The 21,828-nt window shown below is 64.0% G+C and carries 13 protein-coding genes; 10 read left to right on the top strand and 3 right to left on the bottom strand.

Going from position 1 to position 21,828, the window contains the following annotated elements:
- Positions 1-229: 229 nt before the first annotated feature.
- The 4 genes from B3361_RS23445 to B3361_RS23430 are packed head-to-tail and all read left to right on the top strand — an operon-like array spanning position 230 to position 9,235.
- Positions 230-1,549, top strand: coding sequence for an MdtA/MuxA family multidrug efflux RND transporter periplasmic adaptor subunit (locus B3361_RS23445; protein ID WP_054905889.1), 1,320 nt, complete (start codon positions 230-232; stop codon positions 1,547-1,549).
- The gene (locus tag B3361_RS23440; protein WP_054905888.1) at positions 1,546-4,644 is read left to right on the top strand and encodes an MdtB/MuxB family multidrug efflux RND transporter permease subunit; all 3,099 of its coding nucleotides are present in this window, start codon (positions 1,546-1,548) and stop codon (positions 4,642-4,644) included. Before B3361_RS23445 ends, B3361_RS23440 begins: the two co-directional genes overlap by 4 nt.
- The gene (locus B3361_RS23435; protein WP_154211647.1) at positions 4,641-7,748 is read left to right on the top strand and encodes an efflux RND transporter permease subunit; all 3,108 of its coding nucleotides are present in this window, start codon (positions 4,641-4,643) and stop codon (positions 7,746-7,748) included. The genes B3361_RS23440 and B3361_RS23435 overlap by 4 nt, the downstream gene beginning before the upstream one ends.
- Positions 7,745-9,235, top strand: coding sequence for an efflux transporter outer membrane subunit (locus B3361_RS23430; RefSeq protein WP_054905886.1), 1,491 nt, complete (start codon positions 7,745-7,747; stop codon positions 9,233-9,235). The genes B3361_RS23435 and B3361_RS23430 overlap by 4 nt, the downstream gene beginning before the upstream one ends.
- A 103-nt stretch (positions 9,236-9,338) precedes the next feature.
- Here B3361_RS23430 and B3361_RS23425 read toward each other — a convergent pair whose 3' ends face one another.
- Positions 9,339-10,163 carry an aldo/keto reductase gene (locus B3361_RS23425; protein WP_054905885.1) on the bottom strand — a complete coding sequence of 275 codons (825 nt, stop codon included), beginning with the start codon at positions 10,161-10,163 and terminating at the stop codon, positions 9,339-9,341.
- 247 nt (positions 10,164-10,410) lie between these two features.
- Between B3361_RS23425 and B3361_RS23420 the strand changes: the two genes are divergently transcribed.
- Positions 10,411-11,289, top strand: a complete 879-nt coding sequence (locus B3361_RS23420) for a DMT family transporter (protein WP_054905884.1) — start codon at positions 10,411-10,413, stop codon at positions 11,287-11,289.
- Positions 11,290-11,301: 12 nt separating this feature from the next.
- On the opposite strand, the gene B3361_RS23415 is transcribed toward B3361_RS23420, so the two are convergent.
- The gene (locus tag B3361_RS23415) at positions 11,302-12,210 is read right to left on the bottom strand and encodes a LysR family transcriptional regulator (protein WP_009682409.1); all 909 of its coding nucleotides are present in this window, start codon (positions 12,208-12,210) and stop codon (positions 11,302-11,304) included.
- Between the two features lie 363 nt (positions 12,211-12,573).
- Between B3361_RS23415 and katG the strand changes: the two genes are divergently transcribed.
- The 3 genes from katG (at position 12,574) to B3361_RS23400 (ending at position 17,677) form a co-directional block, all read left to right on the top strand.
- The gene (gene katG, locus B3361_RS23410) at positions 12,574-14,832 is read left to right on the top strand and encodes a catalase/peroxidase HPI (protein WP_154211648.1); all 2,259 of its coding nucleotides are present in this window, start codon (positions 12,574-12,576) and stop codon (positions 14,830-14,832) included.
- Between the two features lie 156 nt (positions 14,833-14,988).
- Positions 14,989-16,200: a M24 family metallopeptidase gene (locus B3361_RS23405; protein ID WP_029886918.1), complete on the top strand. Its 1,212-nt coding sequence runs from the start codon at positions 14,989-14,991 to the stop codon at positions 16,198-16,200.
- 142 nt (positions 16,201-16,342) lie between these two features.
- On the top strand, positions 16,343-17,677 hold the full coding sequence (locus B3361_RS23400) for an MFS transporter (RefSeq protein ID WP_154211649.1): 1,335 nt from the start codon (positions 16,343-16,345) through the stop codon (positions 17,675-17,677).
- A 58-nt stretch (positions 17,678-17,735) separates the two neighbouring features.
- Here the strand turns inward: B3361_RS23400 and B3361_RS23395 are convergent, their stop codons facing one another.
- The gene (locus B3361_RS23395; protein WP_154211650.1) at positions 17,736-18,743 is read right to left on the bottom strand and encodes a GlxA family transcriptional regulator; all 1,008 of its coding nucleotides are present in this window, start codon (positions 18,741-18,743) and stop codon (positions 17,736-17,738) included.
- A gap of 180 nt (positions 18,744-18,923) precedes the next feature.
- Here B3361_RS23395 and pssA point away from each other — a divergent pair, with 180 nt between their 5' ends.
- Positions 18,924-20,252 carry a CDP-diacylglycerol--serine O-phosphatidyltransferase gene (pssA, locus tag B3361_RS23390; protein WP_054906298.1) on the top strand — a complete coding sequence of 443 codons (1,329 nt, stop codon included), beginning with the start codon at positions 18,924-18,926 and terminating at the stop codon, positions 20,250-20,252.
- Positions 20,253-20,513: 261 nt separating this feature from the next.
- Positions 20,514-21,659 carry a GGDEF domain-containing protein gene (locus tag B3361_RS23385; protein WP_054906297.1) on the top strand — a complete coding sequence of 382 codons (1,146 nt, stop codon included), beginning with the start codon at positions 20,514-20,516 and terminating at the stop codon, positions 21,657-21,659.
- Positions 21,660-21,828 lie beyond the last annotated feature (169 nt).

Here is a 21,828-nt window from a genome sequence, read left to right as displayed (position 1 = left end):
GCGCCGCGCGGGTGGCGCTCGGTCTGTGGAACCCCACAGCCCTCAGCGCGCTCCAAGCAACACCCTGTAACGGCCTGGAACACGTTCCGGGCCGTTTTCATTTAAAATTCCGCATCTTGGCAACGTCAGCCAAAGGTAAACCTCTGGTAAAGGCGCTTTGCTAAAACGATGCCAGTGCTTATCGTTCACCCTCCCCAAGCCGTCATTCCGAACAAGGTTCGTTCAACCCATGCAAGCGTCCAATTCCCGTTCCCCTCGTCGCTGGCTGCTCGGCCTGCTGATCCTGCTGCTGGTGGCTGCGCTGGCCTGGTGGCTGTGGCCTGCAGCAACGCCTGGGCATAAGGACGCCAGCGGCGGGCGTGGTGGCAAAGGCATGGGCATGGGCGGCCGCCCGGGCTTCGGTGGTTCAACCGACCCGGTGCCTGTGCGCGTCGAACCCGTGACCGTGGGTGACTTCCCGCTGTATTACAAGGCGCTGGGTACAGTGACTGCGACCAACACGGTCAACGTACGCAGCCGCGTGGCAGGCGAGCTGGTCAAAATCCACTTCAAGGAAGGCCAGCAGGTCAAGGCCGGCGACCTGCTCGCCGAAATCGACCCGCGCACCTACCGGATCGCGCTGCAGCAGGCCGAAGGCACGCTGGCACAGAACCAGGCGCAGTTAAAGAACGCCCAGGTCGACCTGGCCCGCTACAAAGGCTTGTACGCCGAAGACAGTATCGCCAAGCAGACCCTCGACACGGCCGAGGCCCAGGTGGCGCAGTTTCAGGGCCTGGTCAAGACCAACCAGGCGCAAGTCAACGATGCCCGGCTGAACCTGGAGTTCACCCAGATCCGCGCCCCGATCAACGGCCGGGTGGGCCTGCGCCAACTCGATCTGGGGAACCTGGTAGCGGCCAACGACACCAATGCCCTGGTGGTCATCACCCAGACCGAGCCCATCAGCGTTGCCTTCACCTTGCCGGAAACCGAACTGGACACCGTGCTGCAGCGTTACCGCAGCGGCGCCAGCCTGCCGGTCGAGGCCTGGGACCGCAGTGACAGCAAGCTGCAGTCCAAGGGGGTACTGGCCAGTATCGACAACCAGATCGACACCACCACCGGCACCCTGAAATTCAAGGGCCGCTTCGAGAACAAGGACCTGGCCCTGTTCCCCAACCAGTTCGTCAACGTGCGTCTCCTGGCCGACACCCTCAAGCAGGTGGTCATGGCCCCGGCGGCAGCCATTCAGTTCGGTAACGACGGCACGTTCGCCTACGTCGTCAACGACCAGAGCACGGTCAATGTACGCAAGCTCAAGGTCGGTGCCAGTGATGGCGAGCACAGCGTCATCCTCGATGGCCTGAAGGCCGGCGACCGCCTGGTACTGGAAGGTACCGACCGCCTGCGCGAGGGCACCAAGGTCGAGGTGGTCGAAAACAGCTCGCAGGTGCCGACGACCCCAGGCCAGAAACTGCAGGGCCAGGATGCCAAAGGGTCGGCAGATGCCGGTGAGGGCCAGCCAGGGCAAGCGCAGCCTGGTGCCGCAGCAGGCAAGGCGGGCGCATGAACCTCTCGCGCCTGTTCATCCTGCGGCCGGTCGCCACCACGCTGAGCATGCTGGCCATCGTGCTGGCCGGCCTGATCGCCTACAAGCTGCTGCCGGTTTCTGCCTTGCCGCAGGTGGACTACCCGACCATCCGCGTCATGACCCTGTACCCCGGCGCCAGCCCGGAGGTCATGACCAGCGCGGTGACCGCGCCGCTGGAGCGCCAGTTCGGCCAGATGCCCGGGCTTGAGCAAATGGCCTCGACCAGCTCCGGCGGCGCATCGGTGCTCACCCTGCGTTTCAACCTGGACATGAACATGGACGTTGCCGAGCAGCAGGTACAGGCCGCGATCAACGCCGCCAGCAACCTGCTGCCCAGCGACCTGCCGGCGCCGCCGGTGTACAACAAGGTCAACCCGGCCGACACGCCGGTGCTGACCTTGGCCATTTCCAGCAAGACCATGCCGCTGCCCAAGCTCAACGACCTGGTCGATACCCGGGTGGCGCAGAAGCTTGCGCAGATCAGCGGCGTGGGCATGGTGAGCATCGCCGGGGGCCAGCGCCAGGCGGTGCGGATCAAGGTCAATGTCGATGCCTTGGCGGCTAATGGCCTGAACCTTGAAGATGTCCGCACGCTGATCGGCGCGTCCAACGTCAACCAGCCCAAGGGCAACTTCGACGGGCCCACCCGCGTGTCGATGCTCGACGCCAACGACCAGCTGCGCTCCCCCGAGGAATACGCCAACCTGATCCTGGCCTATAACAACGGTGCGCCGCTGCGCCTGAAGGACGTGGCCGAAATCGTCGACGGTGCCGAGAACGAGCGCCTGGCAGCCTGGGCCAACGAAAACCATGCGGTACTGCTCAACATCCAGCGCCAGCCGGGTGCCAACGTGATCGAAGTGGTAGACCGCATCAAGGCGCTGCTGCCGTCGATCACCGACAACCTGCCTGCGGGCCTGGATGTGTCGGTGCTCACCGATCGTACCCAGACCATCCGTGCCGCGGTCAAGGATGTCCAGCACGAACTGCTGATCGCCATCGTGCTGGTGGTCATGGTCACGTTCGTCTTCCTGCGCCGGGCCAGCGCCACCCTCATTCCGTCCATCGCGGTACCGCTGTCGCTGATCGGCACCTTCGGCGTGATGTACCTGGCCGGCTTCTCGGTCAACAACCTCACGCTGATGGCGCTGACCATCGCCACTGGCTTCGTGGTCGACGACGCCATCGTCATGCTGGAGAACATTTCCCGCCATATCGAAGAGGGCGAAACGCCCATGCAGGCCGCGCTCAAGGGCGCCCGGCAAATTGGCTTCACCCTGATATCGCTGACCTTCTCGCTGATTGCGGTACTGATCCCGCTGCTGTTCATGGCCGACGTGGTCGGCCGCCTGTTCCGCGAGTTCGCCATCACCCTGGCGGTGGCCATCCTGATTTCCCTGGTGGTGTCGCTGACCCTGACGCCAATGATGTGCGCGCGTCTGCTCAAACGCGAACCCAAGGAAGAAGAGCAGGGCCGGTTCTACCGTGCCAGTGGCGCGTGGATCGACTGGCTGATCAAGCACTACGGCAGCGCCCTGCAATGGGTGCTCAGGCACCAGCCGCTGACCTTGCTGGTGGCGGTGGCAAGCCTGGGGTTGACGGTGTTCCTCTACATGGTGGTGCCCAAGGGCTTCTTCCCGGTGCAGGACACCGGGGTCATCCAGGGCATCTCCGAAGCGCCGCAGTCCACTTCGTTCGCCGCCATGAGCGAGCGCCAGCAGGCCTTGAGCAAGGTGATCCTGCAGGACCCGGCCGTACAAAGCCTGTCGTCCTATATTGGTGTCGATGGTGACAACGCCACGCTCAACAGCGGTCGCTTGCTGATCAACCTCAAGCCCCACGGCGAACGCGACGTCACGGCCAGCGAAGTGATCAGCCGGCTGCAGCCGCAAGTCGACCGCCTGGTGGGCATTCGCCTGTTCATGCAACCGGTGCAGGACCTGAGCATCGAAGACCGCGTCAGCCGCACCCAGTACCAGTTCAGCCTGTCGTCGCCTGATGCCGACCTGTTGGCGCAATGGAGCGGCACACTGGTGCAGGCGCTGCAGCAGCGCCCTGAGCTGGCCGATGTGGCCAGTGACCTGCAGGACAAAGGCCTGCAGGTGTACCTGGTCATCGACCGCGACATGGCCAGCCGTTTGGGCATCACCGTGTCGCAGGTCACCAACGCCTTGTACGACGCGTTTGGCCAGCGGCAGATCTCGACCATCTACACCCAGGCCAGCCAGTACCGCGTGGTGCTGCAGGCCAAAGATGCCGCGGTGATCGGCCCGCAGGCGCTGGAGTCGGTCCACGTCAAGGCTGCCGATGGCGGCCAGGTACGCCTGTCGGCATTGGCGCGCATCGAGCAGCGCCAGGCCCAGTTGGCGATCTCGCACATTGGCCAGTTCCCGGCCGTGACCCTGTCTTTCAACCTGGCCCATGGCGCGTCGCTGGGTGAAGCGGTGCAGGTGATCGAGCAGGTCCAGAAGGACATCGGCATGCCGCTGGGGGTGCAAACCCGCTTCCAGGGGGCGGCGGAGGCCTTCCAGGCCTCGCTGTCGAGCACCTTGCTGCTGATTCTGGCAGCGGTGGTCACCATGTACATCGTGCTGGGCGTGCTGTACGAGAGCTACATCCACCCGGTGACCATCCTCTCGACGCTGCCGTCGGCGGCCGTCGGCGCCTTGCTGGCCTTGCTCATCAGCGGCAACGACCTGGGCATGATCGCGATCATCGGCATCATCCTGCTGATCGGCATCGTCAAGAAGAACGCGATCATGATGATCGATTTCGCCCTCGAAGCCGAACGCCATCAAGGCATGAGCCCCCGAGACGCCATCTACCAGGCGGCGCTGTTGCGCTTCCGGCCGATCCTGATGACCACCCTGGCGGCGCTGTTCGGGGCCGTGCCACTGATGCTGGCCACAGGCTCCGGCGCCGAGCTGCGACAGCCGCTGGGCCTGGTGATGGTCGGTGGCTTGCTGGTCAGCCAGGTGCTGACGTTGTTCACCACCCCGGTCATCTACCTGTACTTCGACCGCCTGGCGCGCCGCTGGCGCCCGGCCGATAGCGCGAAGCAGGCCGAAGCATGAATCTGTCGGGGCCGTTCATTCGTCGCCCGGTGGCGACGATGCTGCTGAGCCTGGCGATCATGCTGCTGGGTGGGGTCAGCTTCAAGCTGCTGCCGGTTGCGCCACTGCCGGAAATGGACTTCCCGGTGATCGTGGTGTCGGCCAACCTGGCCGGTGCCAGCCCCGAGGTCATGGCCTCTACCGTGGCCACGCCACTGGAGCGCAAGCTGGGCAGCATCGCTGGCGTGACCACCCTGACCAGCAGCTCCAACCAGGGCTCGACGCGGGTGATCATCGGTTTCGAGATAGGCCGTGATATCGACGGTGCGGCGCGTGAAGTGCAGGCGGCCATCAATGCCACCCGCAACCTGCTGCCCAGCGGCATGCGCAGCATGCCTACCTACAAGAAGATCAACCCGTCGCAGGCGCCGGTCATGGTGCTTTCGCTGACCTCGGACGTGTTGCAGAAGGGCCAGTTGTACGACCTGGCCGACACCATTCTGTCGCAGAGCCTGGCCCAGGTGTCCGGGGTAGGGGAGGTGCAGATCGGCGGCAGCTCGTTGCCGGCGGTGCGCATTGCCGTCGAACCGCAATTGCTCAACCAGTACGGTCTGTCACTGGACGAAGTGCGCACCGCGGTGGCCAACGCCAACCAGCGCCGGCCCATGGGCTTTGTCGAAGACGCCGAGCGCAACTGGCAGGTGCGCGCCAACGACCAGTTGGAGAAGGCCAGGGACTACGAGCCCATCGTCATTCGCCAGCAGAACGGGACCATCCTGCGTCTGTCCGACGTGGCTGCGATTACCGACGGGGTCGAGAACCGCTATAACAGTGGCTTCTTCAACGACCAGTCGGCGGTGCTGCTGGTGGTCAACCGCCAGGCTGGCGCCAACATCATCGAGACAGTCGGGCAGATCAAGGCGCAGCTGCCGGCCCTGCAGTCGCTGCTGCCCGCCAGCGTGCAACTGAACGTGGCCATGGACCGGTCGCCGGTCATCAATGCCAGCCTCAAGGAGGCCGAGCACACCCTGCTGATCGCGGTGGTGCTGGTGATCCTGGTGGTCTACCTGTTCCTCGGCAGCCTGCGCGCCTCGCTGATCCCCAGCCTGGCGGTGCCGGTATCGCTGGTGGGGACTTTCGCTGTCATGTACCTGTGTGGTTTTTCGCTCAACAACCTGTCATTGATGGCGCTGATCCTTGCCACCGGCCTGGTGGTGGACGATGCCATCGTGGTGCTGGAGAACATTTCCCGGCACATCGAAGACGGCCAGCCACCCATGAAGGCGGCCTTCCTGGGTGCCAAGGAAGTCGGCTTCACCTTGCTGTCGATGAACGTCTCGCTGGTGGCGGTGTTCGTTTCCATCCTGTTCATGGGCGGCATCGTGCGCAACCTGTTCCAGGAATTTTCCATCACTTTGGCGGCGGCCATCATCGTGTCGCTGGTGGTGTCGTTGACCCTTACGCCGATGCTCTGCGCGCGCTGGCTCAGGCCGCACAACGCCGAGCAGACCCGCCTGCAACGCTGGAGCGACAAGCTCCACCTGCGCATGGTCGACGCCTATGACCGCAGCCTGGGTTGGGCCCTGCGCCATAAGCGCCTGACCCTGTTCAGCCTGCTGGCAACCATTGGCCTGAATATCGCGTTGTACGTGGTGGTGCCCAAGACGCTGATGCCCCAGCAGGACACCGGCCAACTGATGGGCTTTATCCGCGGTGACGATGGCCTGTCGTTCAGCGTGATGCAGCCGAAGATGGAAACCTACCGTCGCGCCTTGCTCGCCGACCCTGCGGTGCAGAGCGTTGCCGGCTTCATCGGCGGCAACAGCGGCACCAACAATGCCATGATACTGGTGCGCCTGAAGCCGATCAGCGAGCGCAAGCTGGACGCGCAAAAAGTGATCGAGCGCCTGCGCAAAGAGATGCCCAAGGTGCCGGGTGGGCGGCTGTTCCTGATGGCCGACCAGGACTTGCAATTGGGGGGTGGCGGGCGTGACCAGACCTCGTCGCAGTACCTGTACACCCTGCAAAGCGGCGACCTGGCGGCGTTGCGCGAGTGGTTCCCGAAGGTGGTCGCTGCGCTGCGCGCGCTGCCGCAGCTGACTGCCATCGACGCCCGCGATGGGGGTGGCACCCAGCAGGTGACGCTGGTGGTGGACCGCGACCAGGCCAAGCGGCTGGGAATCGACATGGACATGGTCACCACGGTGCTGAACAACGCCTACAGCCAGCGCCAGATTTCCACCATCTACGACAGCCTCAACCAGTACCAGGTGGTGTTGGAAATCAACCCGAAATACGCCTGGGACCCCAGCACCCTCGAACAAGTGCAGGTGATCACCGCGGACGGTGCCCGGGTGCCGTTGTCGACCATCGCGCACTACGAAAATACCCTGGCCAACGACAGGGTCAGCCACGAAGGCCAGTTCGCTGCCGAAGACATCGCCTTCGACATTGCCGAAGGCTATAGCCCCGACCAGGCCCTGGCCGCGGTAGAGCGGGCAGTTGCGACCCTGGGCCTGCCGGAGGGGGTGATCGCCAAGCTCGGCGGCAGCGCCGATGCCTTTGCCAAGACCCAGCAGGGCCAGCCGTTCATGATCCTGGGTGCATTGCTGCTGGTGTACCTGGTGCTGGGTATTCTTTATGAAAGCTACATTCACCCGCTGACCATTCTCTCCACGTTGCCGTCGGCCGGCGTCGGTGCCTTGCTGGCGCTGTACCTGACCGGTGGCGAGTTCAGCCTGATTTCGCTGCTGGGGTTGTTCCTGCTGATTGGTGTGGTGAAGAAGAACGCCATCCTGATGATCGACCTGGCCCTGCAGCTTGAGCGTCATCAGGGCTTGTCTCCGGAAGAGTCGATTCGCCGCGCGTGCCTGCTGCGCCTGCGGCCCATCCTGATGACCACCTTGGCGGCCATCCTCGGTGCCTTGCCGCTGCTGCTAAGCCAGGCCGAAGGCGCCGAAATGCGCCAGCCGCTGGGCCTGACCATCATCGGTGGCCTGGTGTTCAGCCAGATCCTGACCCTTTACACGACGCCGGTGGTCTATCTGTACCTCGACCGCCTGCGCCACCGCTTCAACCGTTGGCGCGGTGTGCGCACCGACGCCGCCATGGAAACCCCGCTATGACATTTGCCCACTCCCCACTGCACCGTGGCCTGCAGGCGTTGACCCGCGGGCGTGGCTCGCGCCTGCTCAGCGCCGGGTTGTGCGTGGCCATGCTCAATGCCTGTACCCTGAGCCCGGACTACCAGCGCCCGGCGCTGGACAGCACGGCGGCGCAGTTCAAACACGCCGAGGGCTGGACCCAGGCCACACCGTCCGATGCCATCGCCCGTGGCGCCTGGTGGGAAATCTATGGCGACGCCGGGCTCAATGCGCTGGTCGAGGAACTGAACCGCAGCAACCAGACCGTGGCGCAGTCCGAAGCCCAGTACCGCCAGGCCCAGGCGCTGGTGCGCAGCAGCCGTGCGTCGCTGTTCCCCAGCCTTGACCTGAGCGCCAGCAAGAACCGCTCGGCGCAGGGTACTGGCAGCTCCAGCTCCAGCCTGTCCAACAACAGCAGCGGCATACGCGACACCTACAATGCGCAGTTGGGCGTGAGCTGGGAAATCGACCTGTGGGGCAAGTTGCGGGAAACCCTGAGTGCCAACCAGGCCAGTGCCCAAGCCAGCCTCGCCGACCTCGCCTCGATCCGCTTGAGCCAGCAGTCGGAACTGGTGCAGAACTACCTGCAACTGCGGGTGATCGACGAGCAGAAGCGCTTGCTCGAGGCGACCGTGGCCGCTTACCAGCGTTCGTTGCGGATGAATGAAAACCAGTACCGCGCCGGTGTTGCCGGCCCCGATGCGGTTGCCCAGGCGCGCACCCAGCTGAAAAGCACCCAGGCTGACCTGATCGACCTGATCTGGCAGCGTGCGCAGTTCGAGAACGCCATTGCGGTGTTGCTGGGCAAACCCCCGGCCGACTTCAACCTGGCCGACAGCAAGGCTATCCCCGCGCTGCCGCGCATTCCGGTGTCACTGCCTTCGCAATTGCTCGAGCGTCGGCCAGACATTGCTGCGGCCGAGCGCAATGTAATGGCTGCCAACGCCAATATCGGCGTGGCGCGGGCGGCGTACTTCCCGGACCTTAGCCTGAGCATGAATGGGGGGTATTCCAGCAGCAGTTTCAACAACTGGATCGAATTGCCCAACCGCTACTGGTCGGTGGGGCCGCAACTGGCGCTGACCCTGTTCGACGCCGGCAAGCGCAGTGCCGAGGTTGACCGCACCGTGGCAGTGTATGACCAGACCGTGGCGCAGTACCGGCAGACCGTGCTGGACAGCTTCAAGGAAGTGGAAAACCTGCTGGTGCAGTTGAAGGTGTACGGTGATGAAGCCGTGGTGCGCCAGGAGGCGCTGGATGCCGCCCGTGAGTCGCTGCGCCTGACCGAAAACCAGTACCGCGCAGGCTTGATCGGTTACCTGGACGTCGTCAATGTGCAGGCCACGGCGCTGAGTAACGAGCGCAGTGTGCTGAACCTGTTGCAAGGGCGCCTGGTGGCCAGTGTGCAACTGGTGGCCGCGCTAGGCGGTGGTTGGGATGCCGGGCAGGCGTTTGCCGAGCAGGATTGACGGCACCGCCCAGTGCGGGCCATTGACCTGCCAGACCAGCCCGCATTGCTCAATCACTTGGTGAGTGGCGCCTGGCACTGAGCGCCACCGGCGCGGCCCCCGGTCAGCTATTCCAGTCCGGGGCAAAGGGCGGGCTGACCACACGCTGGTCTTTCGGTAGTTCGGCAATCGCAGCGCGGTCCTCGTCATCCAGTTGCACGTTCAGCGCCGCCAGGTTGGCCAACTGGTTTTCGCGGCTGCTGGCCTTGGGGATCGCCGCCACACCGTCCTGGTCCAGTAACCATTTGAGCGCCACCTGGCTGGGCAGTACGCCGTGCTTGCCGGCAATCGCCTGGATCACCGGGTGCGCCGCCGCCTGGCCGCGGGCCAGCGGGGTATAGGCGGTGAGCAGCAGATCATGGCTACGGGCGTAATCGAGCAGCGGCTGCTGGCCGAGCAGCACGTGGTACTCCACCTGGATCGCCGACAACGGCGCCCCGTGCTGTTCCACGACCTCGCGTAGCAAGCCCAAGGGGAAGTTGGCCACACCAATGTGGCGTGCCTTGCCTTCTTCACGCAGGGCCACCAAGGTCTCGATACTGCGGGCCAGGTCTGCATGCTGGCCGGGCCAGTGAATATGGAACAGGTCCACCTGCTCGGTACCCAGTGCCCGCAGGCTGGCTTCCAGCGACGTGCGCATGGCCTTGGGTTGCAGCCGGTCCCACCAGACTTTGGTGGTCAGGTGGACCTGCTCGCGCGGAACGTCGCTGTCGCGCAGGGCCTGGCCGACGGCGCCTTCGTTCTCGTAGGCGGTGGCCGTGTCGATGTGCCGGTAGCCTAACTCCAATGCCTGGCGCACGGCCTGGGTGCACGCGCTGCCGGTCATTGGCCAGGTGCCCAGGCCCAGGGCAGGCAGTTTCAGGCCGTTACGGGTTGTAAGCCTTTGCATGTCAATTCCTTGTACAGTGTGCCGGGTGAGGCTCCATGGTCGATGATCACTGCGGCACGGGCCATGCGCGCGGCGCGCAAAGTGGTCGATCAGCGAACGGAAAATGCGTTCGGCCCCGGCCTGGGGCAAATGAACTTCCTTATGTTGCGGCATCTCTTCTAGAATCCCTGCTGTTGCATCCGCCAGGCTCCGCCTGCGCGGTCATCCCCCTGGCGCGGCCTATGGCGGCGTCGTCATCGAGAGAGCCATGAGTTCCAGTACACCGTTGTCCGGCGTCAACAAACCCTTGCGTGGCATCGCCCTGGTGGTGGTTGCGACGTTCCTGTTCGCCAGCCACGATGCCTTGTCCAAATTCCTCGGCGGCCTGTACCCGATCGTGATGGTGGTATGGGCGCGCTATGTGGTGCATACCCTGCTGATGGCCGGCATTTTCCTGCCCAAGGCCGGCCTGAACGTGCTGCGTACCCGCCGCCCGCTGTTGCAGACCCTGCGTGCCTTGAGCCTGCTGAGCACCAGCCTGCTGTTCACCACGGGCTTGCAGTACCTGCCACTGGCCGAGGCAACGGCGGTCAACTTCCTGGCCCCGGTGCTGGTCACCGCACTGTCGGCGCCATTGCTCAAAGAGCGGGTTACCGTGGCGCAGTGGGTGGCGGTGGTGCTGGGTTTCATCGGCGTGCTGGTGGTGGTGCACCCGGGTGGGGCCATGTTCACCCCGGCGATTCTGTTCCCGTTCGGCTCGGCGTTGGGCTTCTGCTTCTATCAGTTGCTGACGCGTATTCTGGCCGCGCATGACAGCCCCACCACCAGCAACTTCTATGCGGGGCTGTGCAATACGCTGGCGATGAGTGCGCTGGTGCCGTTCTTCTGGGAAGTGCCGCGCTGGGACCATGCCTTGCTGATGTTGGCGCTGGGCGGTTTCGGCATGACCGCGCACCTGTTGCTGACCCAGGCATTCCGCCATGCGGCACCCGCGTTGCTGGCACCGTTCAGCTATTGCCAGATCGTGTTCGCCGGCTTGCTTGGCTTGGTGGTGTACAGCCAGGTACCGGATACCTTGAGCCTGGTGGGTATCGCGGTGATCTGCCTCAGCGGCCTGGGGGCGGCGTGGATGCAGCGGGGCAAGTAAGCCTGGCCATCGTCAAGGCTGGCTGGCCATGAACTGCATGATGCGCTCGCGCAGCCAGCGCTCGGCCGGGTCGTTGTCCTGGGCGCCACTCCAGACCATCGACAGCTCGGCCTCGGTGATCTCGAACGGTGCAGGGTCGGCGCGCAGACAACTGTCCTCGACCAGTGCACAGGCAGCGTAGTCAGGTACCGTGGCGATCAGTTCGGTGTTGCGCAGCAGGGCGCGCAGGCTGCCGAACTGCGGCACGGCCAGCACCACTTTGCGGGATCGACCGATCCGCGCCAGGTCGAGGTCGATGTTGCCGCTCATGTCACCGGAAAACGACACCATCACATGCGGCCGGGCACAGTATTCGTCGAGTGTCAGCGGCCCCGGCCGATCGTCGGCGCGCAGCACCCGCACGCCGATATCGCGCAGCTTGCGGCGCTTGGCGGTTGCCGGCAGGTCGGTGGTGTAGCTCACTCCCACCGAGATCTCCCCGCTGGCCAGCAAGCCCGGCATCAACAGAAAGTTGGCCCGCCGGACCACCACGCTGATGTCCGGCGCTTCTTCACGCAGGGCTTGCAGCAAGGCCGGAAACAGACCGAACTCGGCATCGTCCGACAGCCCCAGGCGGAAGACGTTGCAACTGCTGGCCGGGTCGAACTCGCGGGCGCGGCTGATGGCCGCGGAAATCACATCCATGGCCGGGCCCAGCTCCGCGAAGATCTGCATCGCCCGTGGCGTGGGCTCCATGGCGCGCCCGCTGCGGATCAGCAGGGGGTCGTCGAACAGTTCGCGCAGGCGGGCGAGGGCGGCGCTGACGGTGGACTGGGTGATGAACAGCTTTTCACCAACGCGGGTGAGGTTGCGTTCGATCATCAAGGCTTCGAACAGCACCAGCAGGTTCATGTCGACGCGGCGCAGGTCGTTGCGGTTCATGAGGCTTGGGTTCCGGAGCTAAAGGGTTTGCGCTGTATTGAAGCATGGGCCGCCGCGTCGTGCCTTGTATGGATGTGCCGGCGGCCTGGTGGCTGAAGCTGCGGCGCTGAAAGAGCCAACCTATCGCGGCCAAACAGCCGCTCTATTAGACCTGCGCCCAGGCTCAGCTAGTCTTTCCCCTGGCCCCGCGAATTCCGCGCACCGGTGGGGGCAGCACCCCCGTGCAAGACCGCACCCACCTGTTGTGACAGCTTCGCAAGCCCCCGTTTACACCTGATCAGGCATGGCACGCGCGCCTGCTCGGCTGAGCGAACATCTGGCACAGACCGGAAATCTGGATAATCGACCTAAAGGTACCCGCAGATGTCGAACGAATCGAAATGCCCGTTCCATCAAACCGCAGGTGGCGGCACCACCAACCGTGACTGGTGGCCTGACCAGCTCAACCTCAGAATCCTGCACCAGCACTCGTCGAAGTCTGACCCGATGGAGCCGGACTTCGACTACGCCAAGGCCTTCAAAAGCCTGGACTTCCAGGCCCTGAAGCAAGACCTGACGGCGTTGATGACCGATTCGCAGGACTGGTGGCCGGCCGATTTTGGCCACTACGGCCCGCTGTTCATCCGCATGGCCTGGCACAGCGCCGGCACCTACCGCATTGCCGATGGCCGCGGTGGCGCAGGCTCTGGCCAGCAACGCTTCGCACCGCTCAACAGCTGGCCAGACAACGTCAGCCTGGACAAGGCACGGCGCCTGCTGTGGCCGATCAAGCAAAAGTATGGCAACAAGATTTCCTGGGCCGACCTGATCGTGCTCACGGGCAACGTGGCGCTGGAGTCGATGGGCTTCAAGACCTTCGGCTTCTCTGGCGGCCGCGCCGATGTGTGGGAGCCGGACGAAGATGTCTACTGGGGCTCGGAAAAGGTCTGGCTGGGTGGCGATACCCGCTATGGCAAGGAGCAGGTCAAGGCCCAGCCGCCAGGGCAAGGGGATCTGGTGGCAGAGCCCGCCAAGCACCCGCAGGAACAAAGCCGAGACCTCGGTGGCGAGCGTAACCTCGAAAACCCGCTGGCCGCTGTGCAGATGGGCCTGATCTACGTGAACCCGGAAGGGCCGGAGGGCAACCCCGACCCGGTCGCCTCGGGCAGGGACATCCGTGAAACCTTTGGCCGCATGGCCATGAACGATGAAGAAACGGTGGCGCTGATCGCCGGCGGCCATGCCTTCGGCAAGACCCACGGTGCCGGCCCGGCCGACAATGTCGGCCCCGAGCCGGAAGCCGCTGGGCTGGAACTGCAGGGCCTGGGCTGGGCCAACAGGTTGGGTACCGGCAAGGGCGGCGACACCATCACCAGCGGCCTTGAAGTGACCTGGACTTCGACGCCGACGAAGTGGAGCAACGAGTACCTGAACAACCTGTTCGACTTCGAGTGGGAGCTGACCAAAAGCCCCGCAGGTGCCCACCAGTGGACACCGAAGGAGGGCAAAGGCGCGGGTACCGTACCGGATGCCCACGACCCGGCCAAACGCCACGCGCCGTCGATGCTCACGTCTGACCTGGCGCTGCGTTTCGACCCGGTCTATGGGCCTATCGCCAAGCGCTTCAAGGACAACCCTGAGCAACTGGCAGATGCTTTCGCCCGCGCCTGGTACAAGCTGATCCACCGCGACATGGGCCCGCTGGCGCGCTACCTGGGCCCGGAAATGCCCAATGAAGAGCTGCTGTGGCAAGACCCGATCCCGCCAGTCGACCACCCGCTGGTGGGCGAGCAGGACATTGCCGCGCTCAAGGCCAAGGTGCTGGCCACGGGCCTGAGCGTGGGCGAGCTGGTGGCCACGGCCTGGGCTGCAGCATCGACCTTCCGGGGCTCTGACAAGCGCGGCGGTGCCAACGGTGGTCGCTTGCGCCTGGCACCGCAAAAAGACTGGGTGGCCAACCAGGGCACCGGCAAGGTCGTTGCCGCGCTTGAGCACATCCAGGCCGAGTTCGCTGCCAGCGGCAAGCACATTTCCCTGGCCGACTTGATCGTGCTGGCCGGTGCCGCTGCCGTGGAGAAGGCCGCCAAGGACGCCGGTCATGACCTGAGCGTGGCGTTTCGCCCGGGCCGTGCCGATGCTACGCAGGCACAGACCGACGTGGAATCGTTCGCCGTGCTGGAGCCGCTGGCGGATGGTTTCCGAAATTTCAGCAAGGGCCGCTACAGCGTCAAAGCCGAGAAGTTGTTGCTGGACAAGGCGCAGCTGTTGACCTTGACCGCGCCGGAAATGACCGTGCTGATCGGCGGGCTGCGCGTGTTGGGTGCCAACCATGCGGGGAGCCAACAGGGCGTGTTCACCGACAAGGTCGGTACCCTGAGCAACGATTTCTTCCGCAACCTGCTGGACATGGGCGTGGAGTGGAAGCCGACTTCGGCAGACAACGAAGCGTTCGAAGGCCGCGACCGCAAGAGCGGGCAGGTGAAATGGAGCGCAAGCCGCGTCGACCTGGTGTTTGGGTCGCATGCGCAATTGCGGGCGTTGAGCGAGGTGTACGGCAGCAGTGATGGCGGCGCCAAGTTCGCGCGCGATTTCGTTGCCGCCTGGGAGAAGGTCATGGAACTGGACCGTTTTGACCTGAAGTGAGGAACCTGCGGGGGCTGCCGGGCAGCCCCCGTTGCCATTGGCGATCCCGCCAACTCCAGGTCGGATAGATACAAAAGTGCCCTTGTCGGTTCTGTTGCAATGCTTCTCAGGCGGCCGGCCTGAACAGCGTGCTCACAACGACAAGGAAACCCGACCATGCAAATGCCCAAGACCCTGAAAATCCGCAACGGCAACAAGGTGCAGCCGACCTTTTCTGCCCAGGAATATGCCGCCCGCCACGCCCGGCTGCGGGCGTACATGGCGGAACACGACATCGAAGCGGCCATTTTCACCTCGTACCACAACGTCAACTACTACAGCGACTTCCTCTATTGCTCGTTCGGCCGCCCCTATGCGCTGGTCGTTACCCAGGACAAGGTCGTCTCGGTCAGCGCCAATATCGATGGCGGGCAACCGTGGCGGCGTACGGTCGGTACCGACAACATCGTCTACACCGACTGGCAACGTGACAATTACTTCGTCGCGATCCAGCAGGCGTTGCCCCTGGCCTCGCGCATCGGGGTGGAGTACGACCACCTCAACCTGCAGAACCACGCCAAGTTCGCGGCCTGCTATCCGAAAGCGGAACTGGTGGATATCGGCGCGCCCTGCATGCGCATGCGCATGATCAAGTCGGCCGAGGAACAGGCGCTGATCCGCCACGGTGCGCAGGTAGCCGATATCGGCGGGGCTGCGGTGGTCGAGGCACTGCGCGACCAGGTGCCAGAGTACGAGGTGGCGCTGCACGCGACCCAGGCGATGGTGCGCGAGATTGCCCGACGCTTCCCGGATGCCGAACTGATGGACACCTGGACCTGGTTCCAGTCCGGGCTCAATACCGACGGTGCACACAACCCGGTCACCAGCCGCCGGGTCGGCAAGGGGGAGATCCTGAGCCTCAACTGCTTCCCGATGATCGCCGGTTACTACACCGCACTGGAGCGTACGCTGTTCCTCGACCACTGCCCGGAGGCGCACCTGCGGCTATGGCAGGCCAACGTCGAGGTGCACGAAGCCGGACTGAAACTGGTGCGCCCAGGCATGCGCTGCAGCGACATTGCCCGTGAACTGAATGACATTTTCCTGCGCCATGACCTGCTGCAATACCGCACCTTCGGCTATGGCCACTCATTCGGCACCTTGAGCCATTACTACGGCCGCGAGGCCGGGCTTGAACTGCGTGAAGACATCGACACAGTGCTGGAGCCGGGGATGGTGGTGTCGATCGAGCCGATGATCATGCTGCCCGAAGGCCGGCCTGGGGCCGGTGGCTATCGCGAGCATGACATCTTGATCGTCAACGACAGCGGTGCCGAAAACATCACCCGGTTCCCGTATGGGCCGGAGCACAACATCATTCGCAAATAAGACTGATGCCGGCTTTGGCGCCCGCACCCCAGCGCCCTGTGGGCGCCGGTGTGTCGGCGCCAAAGCCACTACACACAACAACAATATCCCGTATGACCACCAGACCCTGCCTCCAATTAGAACAACCATAGGGGTACCCGTCATGTCCAGCACCACCCTTGACCCATCCGCCGTCGCTGGCGTTTCGCACAGCGCCGAACGCCAAGCCCTGCGCAGGGCTGCCCGGGCCAGCTTCATGGGCAACTTCGTCGAATGGTTCGACTACGCAGCCTATGGCTACCTGGCCACCATCATCGCCGCCACCTTCTTCCCGCAGGCCGACAAGGCCACCAGCCTGTTGGCAACCTTTGCAGTGTTCGCCCTGTCGTTTCTGGTACGCCCATTGGGCGGCATCGTCTGGGGCCATTTCGGCGACCGGTATGGCCGGCGCACGGCGCTGTCGTGGTCGATCCTGATCATGTCGCTGTCCACCTTCTGCATCGGCTTGCTACCCGGTTACGCCCAGATCGGTCTATGGGCGCCGGCGCTGCTGTTGTTGATTCGCCTGGTGCAGGGGTTTTCCGCTTCGGGTGAGTATGCTGGTGCAGCAGCGTTCCTGGCCGAGTACGCGCCGCCGGGCCGGCGTGGCTTGTATACCAGCATTGTGCCGGCCAGTACCGCGGCGGGCCTGTTGTTCGGGGCAGCGTTCGTCGCGCTGTTGCATGAAGGGCTCAGCAGTGAAGCCTTGCACACCTGGGGCTGGCGCCTGCCGTTCCTGCTGGCGGCGCCATTTGGCCTGGTGGGGCGCTATATCCGCATCAGCTTGCAGGACACGCCCAAGTTCCTGGAAATGGAGCAGCGCCTGGAAAACAAGGCCGGCATGGCTCCGGCGCCCTTGCGCGAACTGCTCGGCCAGCATCGCCGCAGCCTGGCTATCGGCATGGGGGTTACCTGCCTGAACGCGGTTGCGTTCTATTTGCTGCTCAGCTACATGCCGACCTATCTGTCCACTGAAATGGGCATGAGCGAGCGGGATTCATTCATTGCGTCGACGGTGTCGCTGGCCACCTATATCGGCCTGGTTTTCCTGATGGGGCGGCTGTCTGACCTGTTTGGACGCAAAACCATGCTGGTGGTGGCATCGCTGTTGTTCCTGGGCCTGACGGTGCCGCTGTTCAGCCTGCTGGACGGGCAACCGCTGCTGGTGATCCTGGCGATACAAATCATGTTCGGTGCGATGCTGGCGATGAACGACGGGACTTTGCCGTGCTTGCTGGCAGAGCTGTTTCCCACGCGGGTGCGCTTCAGCGGTTTTGCTTTGAGCTTCAATGCGGCCAATGCGCTGTTTGGCGGCACTGCACCGTTCATTGCCACTTGGCTGATCCAGGTGACCGGCAGCAAACTGGCGCCGGCGGGTTACTTGCTGGCAGCGGCACTGGTGGCGCTGGTGGCCATGCTGATGTGCCGGGAAACAGCCCACGCTGCGCTGGAAGATTGAATCACCTGGCCCCCACATCGCGCAAAGGGTGCGAACCTGACCTAGCCCATGACCCCGGTCAGTGCAACGAGGCCTGCCGCCGCTCGCCCAGTGGTGACAAGCCGAAGAACCGGCTGTAGCTCTTGGAGAAATGCGCTGGCGAACTGAACCCGCACGCCAGCGCCACTTCGCGCACCTGCACATCGCTGCGCAGCAGCAGCTCCCGTGCGTGTGACAGGCGCAGTTCCAGGTAGTACTGGCTGGGGGTGCGTTGCAGGTATTTGTGGAACAGCCTTTCGAGCTGGCGCACGGTCACCTCGTTGAGGCTGGCCAGCTCTTCGAGGGTCAGTGGTTCCTCGAGGTTGGCCTCCATGATCGCCACCACCTGGCTGAGTTTGGGCTGGGCACTGCCGAGCAGGGTGCGCAACGGCACCCGTTGGCGGTCGCGCTCGCCACGCACGCGATCACACAGCAGCAGTTCGGCGGCCTTGGCGGCGATAGCCTGGCCACCGGGCTCGCGGGCTACCAGTTGCAGCATCATGTCCATCGCCGCCACCCCGCCCGAGCAGGTATAACGGTCGCGGTCCAGCTCGAACAGCTGGCTGGAGATGACAATGCCGGGAAAATGCGCTTGCAGGGTTGGCAGGTCTTCCCAGTGGATGGTACAGCGGTAGCCGGTGAGCAGCTCGGCCTTGGCCAGCAGGTAACTGCCGGTGCAGATACCGCCCAGGGGCAGGTGTTGCCGTGCCAGGTGGCGCAGCCATTCGATCAGCGGGCGGTTGCCGCGGCCTCGGTCGATCGGGTTGGCGCCTACCACCAGCAGCGTGTCCAGGGCAGGGGCGTTGGCGATGCTGTAGTCGGGCAGTACGCGCATGCCGTTGCTGGCCACCACCGGTGCCTCATCCGCCGCAATCAACACACTGCGAAACAAGGTTTGATGTGCGGCCAGGTTGGCCATGCGCAGGGTTTCGACGGCCGATGCCAGGCCGATCGTGGTGAAATTGGGCAAAATCAGAAAGCCGAAGGTCTTGACCGAACAACGCTTTACACTTGAAAGCGGCGGGTTTGCAGAAACGGGGTGGACCATTGCGCTGTACCTGTGCAAGCTGAGCCGTGGTTTATCAGGGGCAGTGAAAAACAGGGCCTCGCGTGGTGCTTGTTGTTATAGGTCGTTGCCGGGTCGATCTTACACCCAGGGCGCAGCGGCCAGGAATGGCTCTGCCCGTTGGCAGGGCCGACAGTGATCGCATAGAGAAGGTGATTGTCAGTGAACCCCGAAACCTTGCTGGCAAGCCTGCCAGGCTACGCTATCGCACCTGAGTCGATTCAGGTGCTGCCCGATGCCAAGGCCTACCGTGCCTGCCTGCTCGAGCGTATCGGCATGGCCACCCGGCGCATTGTCATCGTGGCCCTGTACCTGCAGGAAGACGAGGCAGGCCAGGAAGTACTGGACGCCTTGTACCAGGCCAAGGCCGCCCGCCCAGGCCTGCAAATCACCGTTGTGGTCGACTGGTTCCGCGCCCGCCGCGGGCTGCTGGGGGCCGGGCGTCAACCGGGCAATGCGGCCTGGTACCAGGCCCAGCGCCAGTTGCACGGGCTGGAGATCGCCATCCATGGGGTGCCGGTGCAGACCCGCGAGCTGTTTGGGGTGTTGCACCTCAAGGGCAGCATCATCGACGACTGTGTGATCTATACCGGTGCCAGCCTGAACAACGTGTACCTGCACCGTTTCGATCGCTACCGCCTGGACCGCTATCACCTGTTCCAGTCACCAGCACTGGCGGATGCCATGGCCGACTTGGTGCAGCGCCTGCTGCATCCGGCCGCCACGCCGCGTCTCGATCTGCCGGCGCCACCTTCTACCCGCAGCCTGCGCGGTGACATCCGGCGCTTGCGCGCGCGGTTGCGGCGCATGGCCTATCAGGCCCCGGCCCCTGAGCCAGGGCAGGGCCTGCGGGTCATACCGCTGCTGGGCGTGGGGCGAGGCAACCGGTTGAACCGGGCTGTGTGCGCATTACTGGCGGCGGCGCAGGCGCAGATCATCATCAGTACGCCGTATTTCAACCCGCCACGTGTCGTGATGCGCGAGCTTGACCAGGCGTTGGCGCGTGGGGTGCGGGTTGAGTTGATTGTCGGCGACCGCACAGCGAACGACTTCTATATCCCCCCAGGCGAACCGTTCAGCGCCAGTGGCGCGTTGCCTTACCTGTACGAGGACACCTTGCGCGCCTTCGTTCGGCGCCGCCAGGCGGCGATAGCCAGCGGGCAGCTACAAGTGCGCATCTGGAACGACCCGGGGCATACGTTTCATGCCAAGGGGGTGTGGGTCGATCAGCGTTATTCGCTGCTGACCGGCAACAACCTGAACCCGCGGGGGTTCAACCTGGACCTGGAGAACGGCTTGCTGATCGACGACCCGCATGGGCAATGGTTGGCGCCGCGTGAAGCGGAGCTCGACGGGTTGCGCCATTTCGCGCCGCCGATCGATTCGCTGGAGGCCCTGGGGGTGAAGGCCGAACACCCCAAGGAAGTGCGCCGGTTCCTGCGGCGGTTGCGCTACAGCCGCCTGGAACCGTTGATCAAGCGGGTGTTGTGACGAACTGGCGCAAGGAAATGGCTGCCTGGGCCTGACCGAGGGCCTCATGAAGGGAAGCTGACTGATCGTCAGGTCAGCTATTCAGCCGGCGATGATATCAATATGATATCGGTGCTGCCGCAGGCGTTCCTGTGGTTGAGCTATGATTTACGGGCTCCCGACCAGGGCCCCTCTGAAAAGTCATCACGAGCGCATACAATCGCGCCCTTTTCCTTATTAACCAGATAGGCCAAAGCGTATATGGCGCTAGATCCACCGACGATGCTGACCATTTCGGTTGCCCTGGCAGCAGCGGCTGCCCTGTATTTGGCAATTGAGTGGCGCAGTGTTCGCGAGTCCTCGCTACTGTTCTGGAGCGCAGGCTTCGCCACCATCACGGTCGGTTGCGTGCTGGCCTTGTTGCGCGGGATCGGTTTGCTGTTCATCGGCATCTGGTTCGCCAATGGCTTGCTGGTGGTGGCCCATGGGTTCTTCTTGTGGGGTGTGCTGCGCTTTACCCAGGAGCGTTTGTCACGGGCCTGGCTGGTCATCGTGCTGGTCTGGTTCGCCCTGCTGCTGTTGCCCGTGGGGCCGCAGTGGTCGAAGGTGATGTTGATGGTCAACTCGTTGCTGGTAGCGGCGCTGACCCTCAAGGCGAGCTTCCTGTTGCGGCCGCATGGCAAGTCGTTGAGCGTTGGCGCGGTGCAGCTGCGCTACGTGCTGTTGCTTCATGGTGTGTTCTACGTGGTCAAGGCAATCATTGCGATTGCACCGGGTACCTTGATCGACCTGGCCACGTTTGGCGGGCTGATCATTCAGGTTTCGCTGGTGGAGGGGGCGATGGCGATCATGCTGATTGCCTTGTCGATGACTGGCACCGTGCGTTACCGACGCGAGGAGCGGATTGCCCGGTTGGCGGCACGCGACCCGCTGACCGCGCTGTACAACCGGCGGGCCCTGGAAGTGCGGGCAGCCCCTTTTTTCAAGGACGTCAGCCCAACCCAGCCTGGTGCATTGCTGCTGATCGACATCGACAATTTCAAGCTGGTCAATGACTTGCATGGGCATATTGCCGGGGATCGGTTGCTGGTCGCCCTGAGCGAGATGATCCGTACGGTGCTGCCGGAGCGCTCGCTGGCGGCGCGTTTGGGCGGGGACGAGTTTGTCATATTGCTCAGTGGCACCAGCAATGAGCGGGTGTTGGACCTGGGTGGGATCTTGCGGGAACAGTTCCAGCTGTATGCGGGCAAGACGGCGCCGACGCCGGAGGCGGTGACGCTCAGTATTGGCGCCAACCTGTTCGACCAGCCCCCGGCGAGTCTGGCGGCACTGATCGAGCAGGGTGATGTGGCGTTGTATCAGTCCAAGCGGGGTGGGCGGGACAGTATTCGTTTTGTCGAGCGGTCGATGGCGGGGGTTGGCCAGTGAGGCTTCAGCCTTGGTCAGCCCTGATGCGCTCCCTGTGGGAGATTCTATGGTTCCTGGCAAGGGTAGCCGTTGCATCTTCAGTGCCTGTGAGATTGAGCGCCGCCCGCGCGGCGCATCGCGAGCTGCGCTCGCTCCTACGTTTGTTTCGGGCCAGTAACCCCTGTGCCAG

Origin of the sequence: Pseudomonas sp. UBA6699 (genome assembly GCF_002454615.1) — a bacterium.
GTDB classification, from domain to species: domain Bacteria; phylum Pseudomonadota; class Gammaproteobacteria; order Pseudomonadales; family Pseudomonadaceae; genus Aquipseudomonas; species Aquipseudomonas juntendi.
The sequence above is the reverse complement of the archived record's forward strand: the minus strand, read 5'-3'. Positions and strand labels throughout refer to the sequence as shown.